The sequence below is a fragment of the Nocardiopsis oceani genome (genome assembly GCF_054777395.1).
The window spans coordinates 29,636-45,594 of record NZ_BAAHAR010000026.1; the positions used below are offsets into that span (position 1 = coordinate 29,636).

At 69.9% G+C, this 15,959-nt stretch carries 12 protein-coding genes, 1 tRNA gene and 1 pseudogene; 6 read left to right on the forward strand and 8 right to left on the reverse strand.

All coding sequences use genetic code 11. The features are described 5' to 3' along the window. Positions 1-42 precede the first annotated feature (42 nt). Positions 43-441, forward strand: coding sequence for a VOC family protein (locus ACYVDG_RS16750; protein ID WP_460752936.1), 399 nt, complete (start codon positions 43-45; stop codon positions 439-441). A gap of 18 nt (positions 442-459) precedes the next feature. On the opposite strand, the pseudogene ACYVDG_RS16755 reads toward ACYVDG_RS16750, so the two are convergent. Then, a pseudogene (locus tag ACYVDG_RS16755) lies at positions 460-2,201 on the reverse strand (ABC transporter ATP-binding protein). Continuing rightward, positions 2,198-3,964, reverse strand: a complete 1,767-nt coding sequence (locus ACYVDG_RS16760) for an ABC transporter ATP-binding protein (protein WP_460752941.1) — start codon at positions 3,962-3,964, stop codon at positions 2,198-2,200. The pseudogene ACYVDG_RS16755 and the gene ACYVDG_RS16760 overlap by 4 nt, the downstream one beginning before the upstream one ends. A 241-nt stretch (positions 3,965-4,205) precedes the next feature. On the opposite strand from ACYVDG_RS16760, the gene ACYVDG_RS16765 reads away from it, so the two are divergent. After that, positions 4,206-5,741, forward strand: a complete 1,536-nt coding sequence (locus tag ACYVDG_RS16765; protein ID WP_460752943.1) for an ABC transporter substrate-binding protein — start codon at positions 4,206-4,208, stop codon at positions 5,739-5,741. 137 nt (positions 5,742-5,878) lie between these two features. Further along, the gene (locus ACYVDG_RS16770) at positions 5,879-7,846 is read left to right on the forward strand and encodes a M3 family metallopeptidase (RefSeq protein WP_460752948.1); all 1,968 of its coding nucleotides are present in this window, start codon (positions 5,879-5,881) and stop codon (positions 7,844-7,846) included. Positions 7,847-7,971: 125 nt separating this feature from the next. On the opposite strand, the gene ACYVDG_RS16775 is transcribed toward ACYVDG_RS16770, so the two are convergent. From ACYVDG_RS16775 to ACYVDG_RS16795, 5 genes are all read right to left on the reverse strand, one after another. Next, a complete protein-coding gene (locus tag ACYVDG_RS16775; RefSeq protein WP_460753159.1) occupies positions 7,972-9,477 on the reverse strand; it encodes an AbgT family transporter in 1,506 nt (501 codons plus the stop codon). Between the two features lie 271 nt (positions 9,478-9,748). Then, positions 9,749-10,891, reverse strand: coding sequence for a glycerol dehydrogenase (locus ACYVDG_RS16780; protein ID WP_460752952.1), 1,143 nt, complete (start codon positions 10,889-10,891; stop codon positions 9,749-9,751). A 92-nt stretch (positions 10,892-10,983) separates the two neighbouring features. After that, complete coding sequence (locus ACYVDG_RS16785; protein ID WP_460752958.1) at positions 10,984-11,613, reverse strand: hypothetical protein; 630 nt, start codon at positions 11,611-11,613, stop codon at positions 10,984-10,986. Continuing rightward, positions 11,610-12,224, reverse strand: coding sequence for a hypothetical protein (locus tag ACYVDG_RS16790; protein ID WP_460752961.1), 615 nt, complete (start codon positions 12,222-12,224; stop codon positions 11,610-11,612). The genes ACYVDG_RS16785 and ACYVDG_RS16790 overlap by 4 nt, the downstream gene beginning before the upstream one ends. Positions 12,225-12,293: 69 nt before the next feature. Continuing rightward, on the reverse strand, positions 12,294-13,280 hold the full coding sequence (locus ACYVDG_RS16795; protein ID WP_460752965.1) for an ArsR/SmtB family transcription factor: 987 nt from the start codon (positions 13,278-13,280) through the stop codon (positions 12,294-12,296). Positions 13,281-13,348: 68 nt separating this feature from the next. Between ACYVDG_RS16795 and ACYVDG_RS16800 the strand changes: the two genes are divergently transcribed. From ACYVDG_RS16800 to ACYVDG_RS16810, 3 genes are all read left to right on the forward strand, one after another. Next, positions 13,349-14,593, forward strand: a complete 1,245-nt coding sequence (locus ACYVDG_RS16800) for an MFS transporter (RefSeq protein WP_460752968.1) — start codon at positions 13,349-13,351, stop codon at positions 14,591-14,593. Between the two features lie 112 nt (positions 14,594-14,705). Then, complete coding sequence (locus ACYVDG_RS16805; RefSeq protein WP_460752971.1) at positions 14,706-15,257, forward strand: GNAT family N-acetyltransferase; 552 nt, start codon at positions 14,706-14,708, stop codon at positions 15,255-15,257. 50 nt (positions 15,258-15,307) lie between these two features. Next, positions 15,308-15,724, forward strand: a complete 417-nt coding sequence (locus tag ACYVDG_RS16810; RefSeq protein ID WP_460752975.1) for a bacteriocin fulvocin C-related protein — start codon at positions 15,308-15,310, stop codon at positions 15,722-15,724. An 89-nt stretch (positions 15,725-15,813) separates the two neighbouring features. Here the strand turns inward: ACYVDG_RS16810 and ACYVDG_RS16815 are convergent. Then, positions 15,814-15,900, reverse strand: a tRNA-Ser gene (locus ACYVDG_RS16815). Positions 15,901-15,959: the final 59 nt, after the last annotated feature.

Below are 15,959 nucleotides of genomic sequence, written 5' to 3' on the forward strand. Positions count from 1 at the left end.
CCTCCGAAGAAGCGATCCCCCGAAACCACGAGAGAGGTACCCATGACCACACCCACTCCCGCCCCCGACACCGCCACCGGACTCGGCTTCGGGCTGCACCACGTCCAGATCTCCATGCCCCCGGGTGAAGAGGACGCCGGCCGGGCCTTCTACGTGGACGTCCTCGGCTTCGTCGAGATCCCCAAGCCCCCGGTCCTGGCCGCGCGCGGTGGCTTGTGGGTGCGCGCCGACTCCGTGGAGATCCACCTGGGAGTGGAGAAGGACTTCGCTCCTCAGCGCAAGGCCCACCCGGGCATCCTCGTCCGGGAGCTCGACGTCCTCGCCGAGCGCGTGATCGCCGCCGGATACGAGATCGTCTGGGACGAAAACTTCCCCGGCTACCGCCGGTTCCACACCCACGACAACAACGGCAACCGGCTGGAGTTCCTCACCCCCGCGTGACCACCGGCCGGGCGTCCCTTAACCGGTGCCGTGCCAGGAGCTCCACAGGGCGGCGTAGGCCCCGTCGGCCGCGATCAGCTCCTCGTGCGAACCCAGCTCGGTGATGCGCCCGTCCTCCACCACGGCCACGCGGTCAGCGTCGTGCGCGGTGTGCAGGCGGTGCGCGATCGCGATCACGGTGCGCCCCTCCAGCACCGCCGCCAGAGACCGCTCCGCCTGCCGCGCGGTCCTCGGGTCCAGCAGCGAAGTGGCCTCGTCCAGCACCACCGTGTGCGGGTCCAACAGCACCACGCGGGCGAGCGCCACCTGTTGTGCCCGGGACGGGTCCAGGGCCTCCCCGCCCGACCCGACCCGGGCGTCCAGCCCTTCGGGCAGACCCCGGGCCCAGTCGGCGCCCACCGTGCCCAGCGCGGCGAGCAGCCGTTCGTCGTCGGCATCCGAGGCGGCGATCGCCAGGTTCTCCCGCAGCGTCCCGGTGAACACGTGGTGTTCCTGGTTGACCAGCACGATCCGCTCGCGCAGTACCTCGGGGGAGAGTTCCGCGACGGGAACCCCGCCCAGGAGCACCCGGCCGGAACCGGGGACGTCCGCACCGGACAGCAGGCGGCCGATCGTGGTCTTGCCCGCGCCGGACGGACCCACCACCGCGAGCCGTTCGCCGGGCTGCACGCTGAGGTCGATGCCGAGCAGCACGTCGTGGCCGGGCACGTAGGCGTAGCGGACGCCGGACAGCTCGATCCGGTCGTCCTCGGGGGCCCGGGCGGTGTCCGAGGACTCCTCCGGCAGCTGCTGCACGCCCCGCAGCCGGGCGAACGAGGCCCCGGCGCGCTGGAGCTCCTCGATCCTCTGGGTGATGCTCAGCATGGGGTCCACCAGCTGCTGGACGTACAGCAGGCAGGTCACCAGGACCCCGAGGCTGATTCCGCCGTTCAGGTACATCAGGCCGCCCACCAGCAGGCCCAGGGAGGTGGGCAGTACGAGGACGGACTCGCTGATCGGGAACAGGACCGACCGCAGCCGCAGGGTCCCCGGCGCGACCGGTACAGGCCGCCCACGTCCCGGTCGGTCACATCCCGGCGGTCCTTCTGGATACCGAGGCCCTCCACGGTGCGGCCGCCCTCGGCGGTGGCGGTGGCGCCCTCCAGCGCGGTCGAGAGCGCGGCCCCCTCCGCCAGGTAGGCCTCCCGGGACCGCCTCAGGTACCAGCGCAGGGCGGGCCACACCAGGGGTACCCCGATGAGGGCGCACAGCCCCAGCACCGGGTTCAGCCAGCTGATGGCGACCAACAGCACCAGGATCTGGAGGAGGGCCACGCTGATGTCGGGCAGTGCCCCGCGCAGGCTGGTGCCGACCGTTCCCACGTCAGCGGAGACGCGTGTGGTGAGGTCGCCGGTGCCCGAGCGCTCCACCACCCGGGTGGGGAGGGAGAGCACCCGGCCGACGAAGTCCTCGCGAAGCCGCCGCAGGACGTGCTCGCCGAAGCGGTGGATGGCGCGGTAGGCGTAGCGGGTCAGGAGGAGCTGCGCGCAGGCCGCCGCCACCACACCGGCGGCCAGCAGGTCCACCGTGCTGAGTGCGGCGGTGCCGTCTTCCACCATGTTGATGATCCGGCCCAGAAGGTAGGGGCCGACCAGCCCGGCGCCGGTCGCCAAGCAGGTCAGCAGGATCAGCCGGACCACCCGGCCGCGCTCCTCGCGCAGCAGGCGGGCGGTGTCGCGGCGTACCTGGAGCCGGTCGGCGACGGGTAGGCGTTCGCTCATACCGGAGCGCCTTCCTCCTCGGCGCCGCGGAAGACCAGCGCTCGGTAGTCGGGCCGGGAAGTGAGCAGTTCACCGTGGGTGCCGACCGCCGCGACCTCCCCGTCCGCGAGGAAGACCACCCGGTCCACCCGGTCCAGCAGGAGGGGAGACGTGCCCACGACCACGGTGGTGCGCCCGTACCGCGCCTCGTACAGCCGCTCGGCGACGGTGGACTCGGTGTGCGCGTCCACCGCAGAGGTGGGTTCGACCAACAGCAGGACCTCGGGCTCGGCGAGCAGAGCCCTGGCCAGCCGGACCCGCTGGCGCTGGCCGCCGGACAGGTTGCGGCCCTGCGGTTCCACCGCCGAGTCCAGGCCGTCCGGCATCGCCGTGACGACGTCGGCGGCCCCGGAGGTGTGGAGCGCGGTGTGGAGTTCGGTGTCGGTGTGCGTCCCGTGCGGATCCAGGACCTCGCGCAGGGAACCGGCGAACAGGTAAGCCTCGTTGTCGGAGACCAGGATCCGGTCACGGACCTCGGCCAGTCCCACGTCCCGCAGCGGGACCCCGCCCCAGCGGGCGTCCGAGTCCGTGTAGCGGCCCAACCGGTCCACGACCGCGGTGGTGTCAGCGGCGCGGGCGGCGACGAGCGCGGTGGTCCGGTCCGCGGGCACGGTCACCCCTGAGGCCGGTTCGGTCAGGCCCGAACCCTCCGCTGGGCCGGGGCGGTCCGCGCCGCTGCCGGTGAGCGGGGGTTCGAGGGTGAGCAGTCTGAGCACCCGCCGCACGGAGACCAAGCCCTGGACCAGGGCGCTGGCCCCCTCGATGAAGAAGAACACCGGGACGATGAGGACCGCTACGTATGCGTAGACGGCGACGGCCTCGCCGACGGTGATCTGCCCGGTCACGGCGAGGCGGGCGGACACCCAGGTGACCGCACCGAGGAAGACCACGGGCAGGCAGGAGCTCACCGCTTGGAACCAGCTGGTGGTCTCGCTGACCCGGTACCCCTGCCTCAGCAGGTCCTCGGAACGGTTCGCGTAGCGGTCCGCGAAGTGCGCCTTGCCGCCGATCCCGCACAGGACTCGCAGCCCGGACACGATGTCCGCGGCCAGGGCCGTGGTCCGCCCCTGGTGCTCGCGGTAGGTCCGTTGACGGCCGTGCAACCGGCCGATCAGGGGTCCGACGACGACCGCCAGAACCGGGATGCCGAGCACGACGATGGCGCCGAGGAGCGGGGAGATGGTGAAGAGCAGGACCGAGACCCCGGCGTAGGCGATGACCGCGCCGACCCCGGGTCCGGTCATCGTGAGGATATGGCCGATCAGGAGGACGTCGGCGGCCTGGACGGTGGAGAGTTCCCCGGAGCTGACCCGGCGGGACAGGGCCGCGCCCAGCAGTGTGGAGTGCCGGGTGACCGCGCGCATGGTCCGGTGTGCGGCGTCCATGCGGACCATGGACATCGTCCGGTGCCGCAGGATCGAAACTGCCGCGGTGAGTACGGCCACGAGAGCGGTGACCCCGGCCCAGAAGTACAGGGAGCGGGCGTCCTCCGCGCGCAGCCCGTCGTCGATGGCGCGGGAGAGCACGTAGGGCGGGATCATCAGACCGGCCATCCACAGGGTGCCGTAGAAGGATCCGCGCAGGACGCGCCAGGGCTGGGAGGCGATCAGCCACCACACGAAGCGGAATGGACCGCGCAGGTCGGGGGTGCCGACGGGTGGAAGGGCCGACCGCGGGAGGGCACGGGTTCCCCAAGGGCCGGGGACACCGGGGTTCTCCGCCAATCGCCACCTCCGCGCGCGTCGCCCCTCATCTCACCACGGGGCGCTTCGGGGCCGGTAGGGGTACGCCGTTCCCCAACCTCCGTGGGGAACTCAGGCAACAAAAGTGATTCCGGTGATTTTAAGGAGCAAAGGGAACGGAGTTCCTATAACGCCTGCGTCACGAATGATTCGTGCGGTCATATATCGCGGGAAATCGCGCATCATGAGTCGTTGAGCCGAAAGTCAGGAGAGGTGACGGCAGATGTCCGACACGGGCGGCAGGGATCCGAAACGAGCCTTGTTGCTGGGGGTGGCGGGCGTGGTGGTCATCGCCCTCGTGGCGACCACCGTCGCCTTGTGGGACCGGTTCACCTGCGGAGGTCCGGGCAGCGGGGTTCGCGAGGTCGACGGCCAGTGCGTCGGCGTGACCGAGGGATCCCACGTCTTCCACGAGGACTTCACCGACATCCAGGAGCTCATCGCCGAGGAGAACGCCCGCGTCGACGACCTGTCCGACGACGACACACCGGTGGTCCGCGTCGCCTTCCTCGGGACCCTCACCTTCGACAGCGTCAGCCCCATGGACCCCGAACGGATGCGCCGTTCCCTCGAGGGCGCCTACACGGCCGTGATGCGGGCCAACCACACCCGTTCCTTCGCGGACATGACCCCGCAGATCCAGCTGGTGCTGGCCAACACGGGCGGCCAGCAGAACCAGTGGGAACCCGTCGTCGACGACCTCGTCGACATGTCCGAGGACGACGACCGGCCGCTGGTCGCCGTCACCGGTATGGGGGTGAGCATCGACTCCACCCGCGACGTCGCGGACCGCCTGAACGAGCACGAAATCCCCATGGTCTCCTCGGCGCTCACCGCCGACGGCCTGGCCCACGGACCCGGCGGCCTGGACGATGAAGGGACCGACGAGGAGCCCGCCCTGCCCGGGGTGATCCGCGTGGCCCCGAGCAACACCGAGTACGTCAAGGCGCTCGACGCCTACCTCGAAGGCCTGCCCGACCCGGTCCGCGCCCTCGTCGTCCACGACCGGACCGAACCCGACCTCTTCGTCTCCACACTGAACGAGGCCTACCAGGAACAGCTCGGCGACCACATCGACGCACCCACCCAGCAGTACGACGGGACCACCGTCGGCGACGCCCCGGCGAGCGGGCTGTTCCACGACGTGACCCAGAACGTCTGCAACTCAGAAGTCGACACCATCTTCTTCGCCGGGCGCGCCCCCGACCTCGACGAGTTCCTGGCGGCACTCGCCCAGAACAACTGCTGGGCCGACGAGCTGCGCATCCTGTTCAGCGTCACCGGGCTGAGCGTGCTCAACGACGAGGAGACCATGGCGCTGGTGGAGGAGAACGACATCTCCCTCGTGTACGCCTCCGCGATCGACACCCGCTGGGAGACCGCCGAGGCGGAGGCGGACGCCGTGCCGGACGGCTACCAGGACTTCCGTGACGCCTACCTGGAGTACATCCCCGAAGGGGAGCCCTCCGGGCTCAGCAACGGCTACGCACTGGTCAACCACGACGCCGTGGCGGTCGCCGCGCACGCCGTGCGGATGACCAACGTGATGGGGGAGCAGGCGGCCACACCCACGCCCGCCGAGGTCCGTGCGCGGCTGATGCTGCTCAACACCGCCCACGACGTCAGGGCTGGCGGGGGACAGCTCTCCTACAGCCCGGAGGGGGACGGTGAGGCCACCGGCCGTACCGTCCCCATCGTCGAACTCCCCCTTGCCGACGAACTGGAGCCGGAGCCGGACCCGCACGTGGTCGGGAACTGATTCCACGGGGAACGGCACGGTGTCCGCGGGAGCGGCCTCGGCGCGTGTGGGGGCAGGACAAACGCGGGTGACAGGTGGCGGGCGACAGGATAGAACGGCACGAACGTCCGCCACCGACACACGAGGAGCACGACCCCTTGACGGACAACCCGTTCCTGGCACCCAGCGAGCTCCCCTATGGGCTCCCCGACTTCGGCGCGATCCGCGAAGAGCACTTCCTGCCCGCCTTCGAGGCGGGTGTGGCCGAGCAGCTCGCCGAGGTCGAGGCGATCACCAGCGACCCGGAGCCTCCGACCTTCGACAACACCATCGCGGCGCTGGAGCGCTCCGGTGCGACCCTCCGGCGGATGGAAGCGGTCTTCCACACCCTGGCCGGTTCTGACGCCACCGACGGCATCGAGGAGCTCGAGAAGGAGATCGCCCCCCGCGCCGCGCAGCACGCGGACGCCATCTCGCTCAACCGGGACCTGTGGGCCCGTATCCAGCAGGTCACCACCGATGACCCGCAGGAAGCCAGGTTGCTGGAGCGGTACCGCTCGGACTTCGTCAAGGCGGGCGCCAACCTCGGCGACGGGGAGCAGGCCCGGCTACGGGAGTTGAACGCGGAGCTGGCCGGGCTCGCCACGGACTTCGGGATCAACGTCATCCGGGCGACCCGAGAGGCCTCCCTCGTCGTCGACGACGCCGCGGAACTCGACGGCCTGGACGAGGCCCAGGTCAGCGCGCTCGAGAAGGACGGCCAGTACGTCCTGCCGCTACTGAACACCACGGTGCAACCGGCGCTGGCCCAGCTCACCAACCGCTCCACCCGCGAACGGCTGTACAAGCTGAGCGCGGAGCGCGCGCCGGAGAACCTCGAGATCGCCGCCCGCATGGCGACCCTGCGCGCCGAGCAGGCCAAGCTGCTCGGCTACGCCGACCACGCGGCGTACAAGGTCGCCGACCAGACCGCGAAGACCGTCGACGCGGTCGAGGAGCGGCTCGCCCAGCTGGTCGTCCCCGCCCGGCGCAACGTCGACAAGGAGGCCCAGGCGCTGGCCGAGCACGCCGGGCACGAGATCGCGCCGTGGGACTGGCCCTTCTACACCGAGCAGGTCCGCAAAGCCCGCTACGACTTCGACGAGAGCGTCCTGCGCCCCTACTTCGAGCTCGGCCGGGTGATCGAGGACGGTGTCTTCCACGCGGCGACCCTGCTGTACGGGATCACGTTCAGCGAGCGGACCGACCTCCGCGGCCACCACGCCGACGTGCGCACCTGGGAGGTGTTCGACGGCGACGGCACCCCGCTCGGCCTGTTCCTCCTGGACCCCTACGCGAGGCCGACCAAGCGCGGCGGCGCGTGGATGCACAACCTGGTCAACCAGTCCACCCACCTGGACCAGCGGCCGGTGGTGGTGAACAACCTGAACGTCACCAAGCCCGCCTCCGGCCCGGCCCTGCTCACGTTCGACGAGGTCGAGACGGCGTTCCACGAGTTCGGGCACGCGCTGCACGGGTTGATGTCGGCGGTGCGCTACCCGAGGGTCCAGGGCACGAGCGTGCCGCGCGACTTCGTCGAGTTCCCCTCCCAGGTGAACGAGATGTGGGCGCTCTGGCCGGAGATCCTCGCCAACTACGCCAAGCACCACGAGACCGGCGAGCCGGTACCCGCCGACCTGGTGGAGCGCCTCACCGCGGCCAGCCAGTTCAACCAGGGCTTCGCGACCTTCGAGTACCTCGCCGCGGCGCTGCTCGACTGGTCGTGGCACCGCCTCGCCCCCGGCGAGACCGTGGAGGACCCCGCGTCCTTCGAGGCCAAGGCGCTGGAAGCGGTGGGTGCCCTGCACCCGCAGGTCCGCCCCCGCTACCGGAGCACGTACTTCATGCACGTGTTCTCCAACGACTACAGCGCGGGCTACTACTCCTACGTGTGGAGCCAGGTGCTGGACGCGGAGAGCGTCGAGTGGTTCAAGGAGAACGGCGGCCTGTCCCGCGAGGGCGGGGACCGCTTCCGGGAGAAGGTGCTGTCCGTGGGCGGCAGCGTCGACCCGATGGAGGCGGTCACCGACTTCCTCGGCCGCGAGCCCGGCATGGGTCCGCTGCTGGCCCGCAAGGGCCTGGACTAGGCGCACTTACCGCGGACCTACGGGGTCCCGGGCTACGGGACTTCTCGGCTCTACGGGTGAGGGTCCCCGCTCCTCGGAGCGGGGACCCTCAGTGCGTACGGCGTCCGATCGGACCGGAACGCCCGTTAACCGATCGGCACGCCCGGGCCGAGCGGAATACCCAGCGCGTACCAGCCGAGGAAGAACAGCGTCCAGACGGTAAGGATCGTCACGGTGAAGGGCAGGGTCAGCGACACCAGGGTGCCGATACCGCTGTCCTTCCGGTACCGCTGCATGAAGCCCAGGACCAGCACGAAGTACGGGCTCATCGGCGTGATGATGTTGGTAGAGGCGTCCGCGATGCGGTACATGGCCTGCGTGGTCTCCGGGTTGACTCCCAGAATCATCAGCATCGGTACGAACACGGGGGCGATGAGGGCCCACTGCGCCGAACCGCTGGTGATGAGCAGGTTCATTGTCGTGGCCATCAGGATGAAGCCCACGAACAGAACCGCCGTGGGCACGTTCAGCGACTCGAGCCACTCCGCGCCCCGGATGGACAGGACCTCGGCCATGCCGGACCAGGAGAAGTAGGCGAGGAACTGGGAGGCCGCGAAGAACAGCACCAGGACCGGGGCCAGGTCCTTCACGCCCTTGGCCATGTACGTCGGGATGTCGGCGGCCTTGGTCACGGTGCCCACGGAGATGCCGAAGACCGTGCCCACGAGCAGGAACACCACGGCGAGGACCACGGCGATGTCCGAGACCAGCGGCGATTCGATGACCGTGCCGTCCGCACCGCGGAACCAGGAGTTCTCGGGTACGAGCGCGAGGACGTACAGGGCCGCGGTACCCAGCAGCACCAGCCCCGCCCAGCGCAGGCCGCGGCGCTCCTCCGGCTTGAGCTCGAAGTCGCCGATGGCGTCCGAGCCGGTGGACACGTCGTCCAGCCCTTCCGTGCGCTTTCGCAGGATGAGCTCGGTGATCAGGGTGATGAGGACTGCGAGCAGGACCGCGCTGGCGGCGTTGAAGAAGTAGTTGGCCAGCGGGGTGACGACGACGTCACCGTCGATGATCTGGGCGGCTTCGGTGGTGATGCCGCCCAGCAGGGCGTCGGTGGGCGCGACCACCAGGGTGGCGTTCCAACCGGCGGAGACGGACACGAAGGCCACCACGATGCCCAGTGTGGGGCTGCGGCCCACGGCCTGGAAGACGACGGCTGCCAGGGGGATCAGGACGACGTAGGCGGCGTCACTGGCGATGCTGCCCAGAATCCCCATGATGGCCACGGTGAAGGTCATGTACTTCGCCGGGACACGGGTCACGCTCCCGCGGAGGAGGGCGTTGATGAGCCCGGTCTGCTCGGCGACGACGACGCCGAGCATCATGACCACGATCAGACCCAGCGGGGGGAAGTTGACGTAGTTGGTGACCGCCTCACCGAAGATCACCCTGATGCCCTCGGGGGACAGCAGGCTCTGGACCTCGATGCTCTCGCCGTCGACCGGGGAAACGGCGGAGGCACCCAGCCGGTTGAGCACCGCGCTCAACACGACAACAAAAGCGGCCAGGATTGCGAAGATCCAGAAGGGGTGCGGGAGCTTGTTCCCCACGCGCTCGATCCCTCGTAGGGACGCCAAAAGCGCGGACATCGCCCGGCCGGGGGGCTTCTCTGTGGTTGCGGCCACGGCCGCCCTCCTTTACTGCGCTGCGGCTCGGGAGTGTTGAGCTGCATCGATGGTGTTGGATCTGGTGGATCCTGACCATTTTGCGGCGTAACTCCGAGTGATGTGAACCACAGGGCGTTCAGAGTGGCTGGTCGTGACTAATGTCACCGACGTCGATTTCCCGATCGATTCATTTTCGCAATAGTCCTGTTATTCGAACCGTTCAAAGGTTGAAATAATGGTTTCCGGTGCGGGTTCAGGGGGTCTCGGGGCCGCCCAGACCAGCGCGCTCGCGCACTCGGCGGCCGACGCCCTCCACCGCCCGCAGCGCGTCCCGTACGTCCCGGTGGGACGGGGCGAACGGCAGGTTGTGGATGGTTTCCTCCGGGGCCATCGCGGCTTCGACGACGCGGTCCAGCAGGGCGTCGTCGGCATCGCCCAAACCTGCCTCGGTGAGCGTCGTGGGCAGGCCCGCTCGGGCGGTGAACTCGGCGAACTCCTCCACCTCCGCGGTGGCCGCGCCTTCCAGGAGCAGTTGGGTGAGCGAACCGATGTTGACCTTCTCGCCGTGCGCCATGTGGTGGGTCTCGTCGACCGCGGTGAGTCCGTCGTGCACCGCGTGTGCCGCCGCGAGGCCTCCCGACTCGAAACCCAGGCCGGACAGCAGGGTGGTGGCTTCCACGACCGCCTCGACGTCCGGCGTCACCAGGTCCCGTTCCACGGCGTCCAGTGCGGGCAGCGCGGACTCCCACAGGATGTCCCAGGAAAGCTGGGCCAGGGCGGTCCCCGCCCGGGTGGGGAGTCCGTCGACCATGTTTCGGGCGTCGGTGCCCCGGAGCGCACGGGCCTCGATCCAGGTGGCCAGGGCGTCGCCGACCCCTGCGGCGAGGAACTTCGCGGGTGCCTGCGCGACCAGCTGGGTGTCGACCACCACCAGCGCGGGGTTGCGGTCGTAGAAGCGGTAAGCCTCGAAGGCTCCCTCCTCCGTGTAGACCACGGAGAGCGCCGAGGTGGGCGCGTCTGTGGAGGCGACTGTCGCTGCGCTCACCCACGGCACCCCGGCGTTGTCACCCGCGGCCTTCGCGGCGTCGATCGCCGCGCCCCCGCCCAGGCCCACGATCACGTCGTGGCCGTTCCGGTCGATGACCTCGGCGACGCGCTCGGACTCGGCCTTGGTGGGGACACCCCCGAAGCGCTCGAAGGCCAGGCCGACCCCGGCCTCCTCGAAGGAGCGCTCCAGAGTGGCGCCGACAAGGTCCCGGACCACGTCGTCGGTGAGCACCAGGGGCTTCTTCCCCAGGTTTCCCACCAGAACGCCGAGCCGCTCCATCGCGCCCCGGCCCTGCACGTAGCGGTCGGGCGAGGCGAAGACGCGGAGTGCCGGTGTTTCCTGAGCCATGGTGTTCCCCCTGTGGTTGGTCCTCGCCCCCCACCTGGCCGTTCACCGGGCGGACCAAACATCGGCGCGCCGAGGTTGCACTGTTCTTTGCCTCACCCGGCGCGGTCACGGTCCTCCATCCCGCGCAGGAAACCGCGTGCCCGACGGCGTAGGCGGGCGTTCAACGGCACCGACATCGCGGCCCCCGCCACCAGCAGCACGCTGAGCACCCAGTAGAAGACACTGGGGAACACGGGCCCGGGGTCGAGGTACTGCCGAACCCCCATCCCGGCGACCAGGACGGCGATCACCAGGCACAACGGGACGGTGAACCAAGCGCCGCTGCGTGAGGCCAAGGTCTTCTCCGCCCCCTTGCGGGCGACCTCGTTGGTCACGGGGTCGTCTCCGGGACGGCCCAGGAGCAGGAGTTCGTAGGCGCGCACCGCCCTCTCAGAGTGGGTGCCGACCGGGAACCCCAGAGTTACCGCCATGTCCCGGTTCTGGCTCCGGAAGACGTAACCCATGACGAACCCGAAGACCGCGCCCAAGGCTAGAGCCGCCAGAACCGCGACCACTGCGGACAGGCGCCCCGATCCGTAGATGGTCACGCCCATCATGGTCGCGAAGAATGCCCCGGCAACCACACCCTGGTAGAGGGCGTGCCGCCTGGGGTGCCGGACGTTGTGGAACAGGGCGCGCGTCTGGAGGTCGTACTGCGGAGGTTGCTCTGACGCTCGCTTCACTCGGCCTCCTTCTGATTCCGTGCGGCGGCGAGGAACGCGCGGACCCGGCGCCGGTACCTGAGACCCCAGGGGACGGTAGCCGCTAGGGAGAACGGGATCAGAACGGTCACCAGCGTGAGAACGGCGAAGGGGAATTCCCGTCCCTGATTCAGGTAGGTCCACACCGCCGCGCCGCACAAGGCGAGCCAGAGCAGTAGGAAGAACGGGACGAGGATCCACGGGCTCACGCGGGAGGCCAGTACCGACTCGGCCTGTTTGCGGGCCAGCTCGTTGGTCACCGGGTCGTTCCCGAGCCGCCCCAGCAGGAGAAGCTCGGAAGCGTCCACGGCCTGCTGAGGGTCGGTTCCGATCGGGAAATGCTGCTCGACCCCGCCCCCCATCCGGGTCGAGAGACCCATCGCCAGACCGAAGAACACACCCATGATCACGAAGATCACAACGGCTTCCAGAGGCCGGGCGTGGCCCATGAGCAGCGTGAACATGCCCATGAACAGGCCGAAGAGCGTCCCGGTGAGCACCCCGTGGTAGATCGCTCCCCGCCTGGGGTTCCGCAGCGCGTCGAGTTGGAGGCGGGTGATCAGGTCCGGTCCCGGGGGTAGGCGCTCCATCATGGTGCCGCCCTACCCGAGGGGGCGGCACCGAAAAGCCCGCCCCTCGGAACGGGCCGGGACGCGGGCTGTTCAAGGGCCGGGACGAACCCCGTCGACCAGGCTCTCCCCGACGCCGGTACGCGCGTAGAGCACGTAACGGCCGGTCCGGTGGGCGCTCACCACGCCCGCCCGGCGCAGCGCCGTTAGCGCCTCCGACACGGCGGCCTTCGACCGCCCGGTGCGCCGGACCAGGTCGCCGTTGCTCGCGGGGGTGTCCAGTTCCGACAGCAGCAGCGCCCGGGTCCGGCCGAGTACGCCGGTCAGTGCTTCGGGCACGGAGGACGTCCGCCGTTCCCACAGGTTGCCCACACCGCGCGCGGGGTAGCGCACGGTCGGCGGGGCGAGCGGCGACAGGATGTGCCAGACGCCCGGATGTACGAACACCGACGGTGTCAGCACCAGGCCCTCGCCTCGCAGGTCGCGCGGACCGTCGGCCATCTTGCTCGGGATCCGGAGCGTCACGTCCCGCCAGCGGATCCGCGGATCCAGGTCGGCGACCGCGTGCCGCACCCCGCCTTCGGCCAGGCGGCGTGCGCGGTACAGCACCTCGCCCTCCAGCAGCGAGAGCACGCGGGGCCAGTAGGGGGCGAGCGCCACCTCCCAGTACGCCTCGATCTCGTCGGCCAACCGCCGCAACCCGTCCTCCGGGTTGGCCCGCAGCCGGTCCACCTCGGGGCCGCGGGCGTTGGGAACCAACTCGAGTGAGGCGCGCACGAACTCCGCGGACTGGGCGCGCACCGACGCCAAGTCCACCGCCAGGTCGGGCATGGCGAGCGAGGGCACCGGACACACCAGGGCTGGCACGAGCCGTGCGCCAGGGCTGACCAGTTCGGCGAAGAGGGGCCATGCCCTTTCCTCGGACCGCACGCGGTCGGTGACCTCTCCGGCCCACACCCGGTGCACCGGGTCGGGCGCGGCCCTGGTCAGCTGGATGCGTGCGGCCACGACCTCCCACACCGGGGACACGGCGAACCGGCTGCCGGAGATCTCTTCGGTGCTGAAGGTCAGTTCGATCATCGCGCCTCCGGTTCGGCCATGTCCGAACCCATGGTGCACCGGTCGTACGGCGCCGCACCATGCCCGGTATGACCACGACAGCCCCCGAACCCACGCGCGGACCGTTCGCGTCCGCCCACTTCCGCCGCTTCTTCGCCGCCCGGACCATGGCCGACACGGGTACCGAGGTCGGAGCCCTGGCGCTGCCGCTGCTCGCGGTTCTCACCTTGGACGCCACCCCCGGACAGGTGGGTCTCCTGGGCGCCCTCACCACCGCCGCCTACCTGGTCACCGGCCTGCCTGCCGGGGTGTGGAGCGACCGCCTCCGGCGCCGGCCGGTGATCGTCGTCAGCCAGTTCCTGCACGGCCTGATCCTGCTGTCGATCCCGCTCGCCTGGGTGCTGGACGTACTCACCCTCACCCAGCTCTACGTGTGCGCCCTCCTGGGCGGGGCCGCAGCACTCTTCTCCCGGATCGCCCAGCAGGGGTTCCTGCCCGTCCTCGTCGGCAGGGAGCGGCTCATGCCCGCGAACGCCGCGCTCACCGGCGTGAACTCCACGTCGATCCTCGCCGGACGCGGGATGGGCGGATACCTCGTCCAGTTCCTGGGCGCGCCCGTCGTCGTCCTGCTCGACGGCCTGGCCCAGTGCGCGTCTTCACTGGCCACGGCCGCCATCCGGGTCCGCGAACCGCGTCCCGCTCCGAGTGACCGCCGCCTCCTCGGGGAGATCAACGAGGGCCTGAGGTACGTGTTCGGCCACGAGCTCCTGCGCCCGATGGCCCTGTCCGCGACGGTGCTCAACCTGGGCCTGAGCCCGCTCATCGTCATGGCGCCGGTCCTGGTCGTCAGCGACCTCGGGCTCAACGAGGGCCGGGCGGGCCTGTTCTTCATGATCGGTGCGGCGGGGGTCCTCATCGGGTCGGTGGTCTCGACCCGCCTCACCAAGCGGTTCGGTTCCGGCCGGGCTCTCGTCCTGTCCGCGGCCGCGACCGGTATCGGGGCTCTCGCGGTGCCCTTCCTGACCGCTGCCAACTTCTGGGCGGTCTGCGTTGTCTGGGCGTTCTCCCAGTTCGGGATCGGGACGGTCAACGTCATCCAGACGACCCTGCGCCAGCGACTCACCCCTGACCGGATGCTGGGCCGGATGACCGCGACCATGCGCTTCCTGATGACCGGTGCCGTCACGGTCGGTGCCCTGTACGCGGGTGCCGTGGCCGAGGTCTGGGACGTGCGTACCGCCCTGGCCGTAGGCGCGGGGGTCACCCTGCTCGGCTGGGTCCCGCTGGCCGTGTCGCGCCTGCGCGGCCCCGACCCGGAGGGCGGCTTCGGTTAGTCGGCTCTCCGGGCTGGATACTCGTGGCTGTGGGCGACCGGGGGTCTTCGGCCCGCGCGGCGGTGGGCTCCGCCGCTTTCTGCAGGACAACCTCATCGGAAAAGGGCATCGGTTGACTTTCACACGGCTGGTCACACTGGACGACGCGGAGGAGATCGCCGAGGTACTGACGGAGAACCGCGGCTTCCTCGCGGAGTGGGAACCCCTGCACAGCGACAACTACTTCACCGGCGAGTGGCAGGCGACCCTTCTCGAACGGGCGCTGCGGGGTCACGCGGACGGCAGCGGTGTTCCGCTGGCCGTCCTGGCGCCGGGCGGGCGGATCGTCGGTCGGCTCAACATCAACAACATCGTCCGGGGTGCCTTCCAGTCGGCGAGTATCGGCTACTGGGTGGGCAGTTCGCACAACGGTCGGGGTCTGGCCAGCGGTGCCGTGTCCGAGGCCAAGGACATCGCCTTCGAACAGCTGGGGCTCCACCGTCTCCAGGCCGAGACGCTCATCAGGAACACGGGGTCGCAGAAGGTCCTGACCCGCAACGGGTTCGCGCCCTACGGGATTGCGCCCCAGTACCTCAGGATCGCCGGAGAGTGGCAGGACCACATCCTCTACCAGCTCCTCAACCCGGGATGGTCGGAAGCCGGGGCCGCCGTACATGGAATCTGAGTGCGGGTAGGTAGAAGCCGACGTGAACGATTCCCACGAGGAGGCGGATGATGGCGGAGAGACCCGAAGAGCCACGCCGCCAAGGAGGCGAGGTCCAGGCGTGGATCGAGGCCCACCGCGATCGCCTGCCCGAGACCTATGACGCGTTCTCGGCCCATTCCATGGACTACCGACGGGCGATCTTCGCCGAGTTGTCGCCTGACGTGCGTAGCCGGCTGTGGACCGAGCACGTGACCCGGTACCGGGAGAGTGGTGCTGACCTGTCCCCCGAACAGGACGCCGCTCTCGCCCACGCCCTGGAGCTCTTCTCCGATCCCGGGACCTTCGCCGAGGTGCGCACCGAGCCGGACCCGGTCCTGGACCGGCTGAAGGCCCAGACCATCGCCGCCTTCGGTTTTTCCGAGGCGGCGGCCATCATCGCCACACTCGGACCCCCGGACGGGGGCGGGACGACCCCGCGGTCCTGACAGCGAACCGGGGACCCTGCGCCTGTGCCCGTTCTACCCGCACAAAAAGACCCGGGGCCCGCGCTGTGCGCAGGTCCCGGGTCTGAGCGCGGAGGATGAGGGATTTGAACCCTCGAGGGGATTGCTCCCCAACCGCATTAGCAGTGCGGCGCCCTAGGCCTCTAGGCGAATCCTCCTGGCTGCGACCAGCCTACAGAGCGCGGGGGGACTGCGCAAAACGAATGTCCTGGACGGG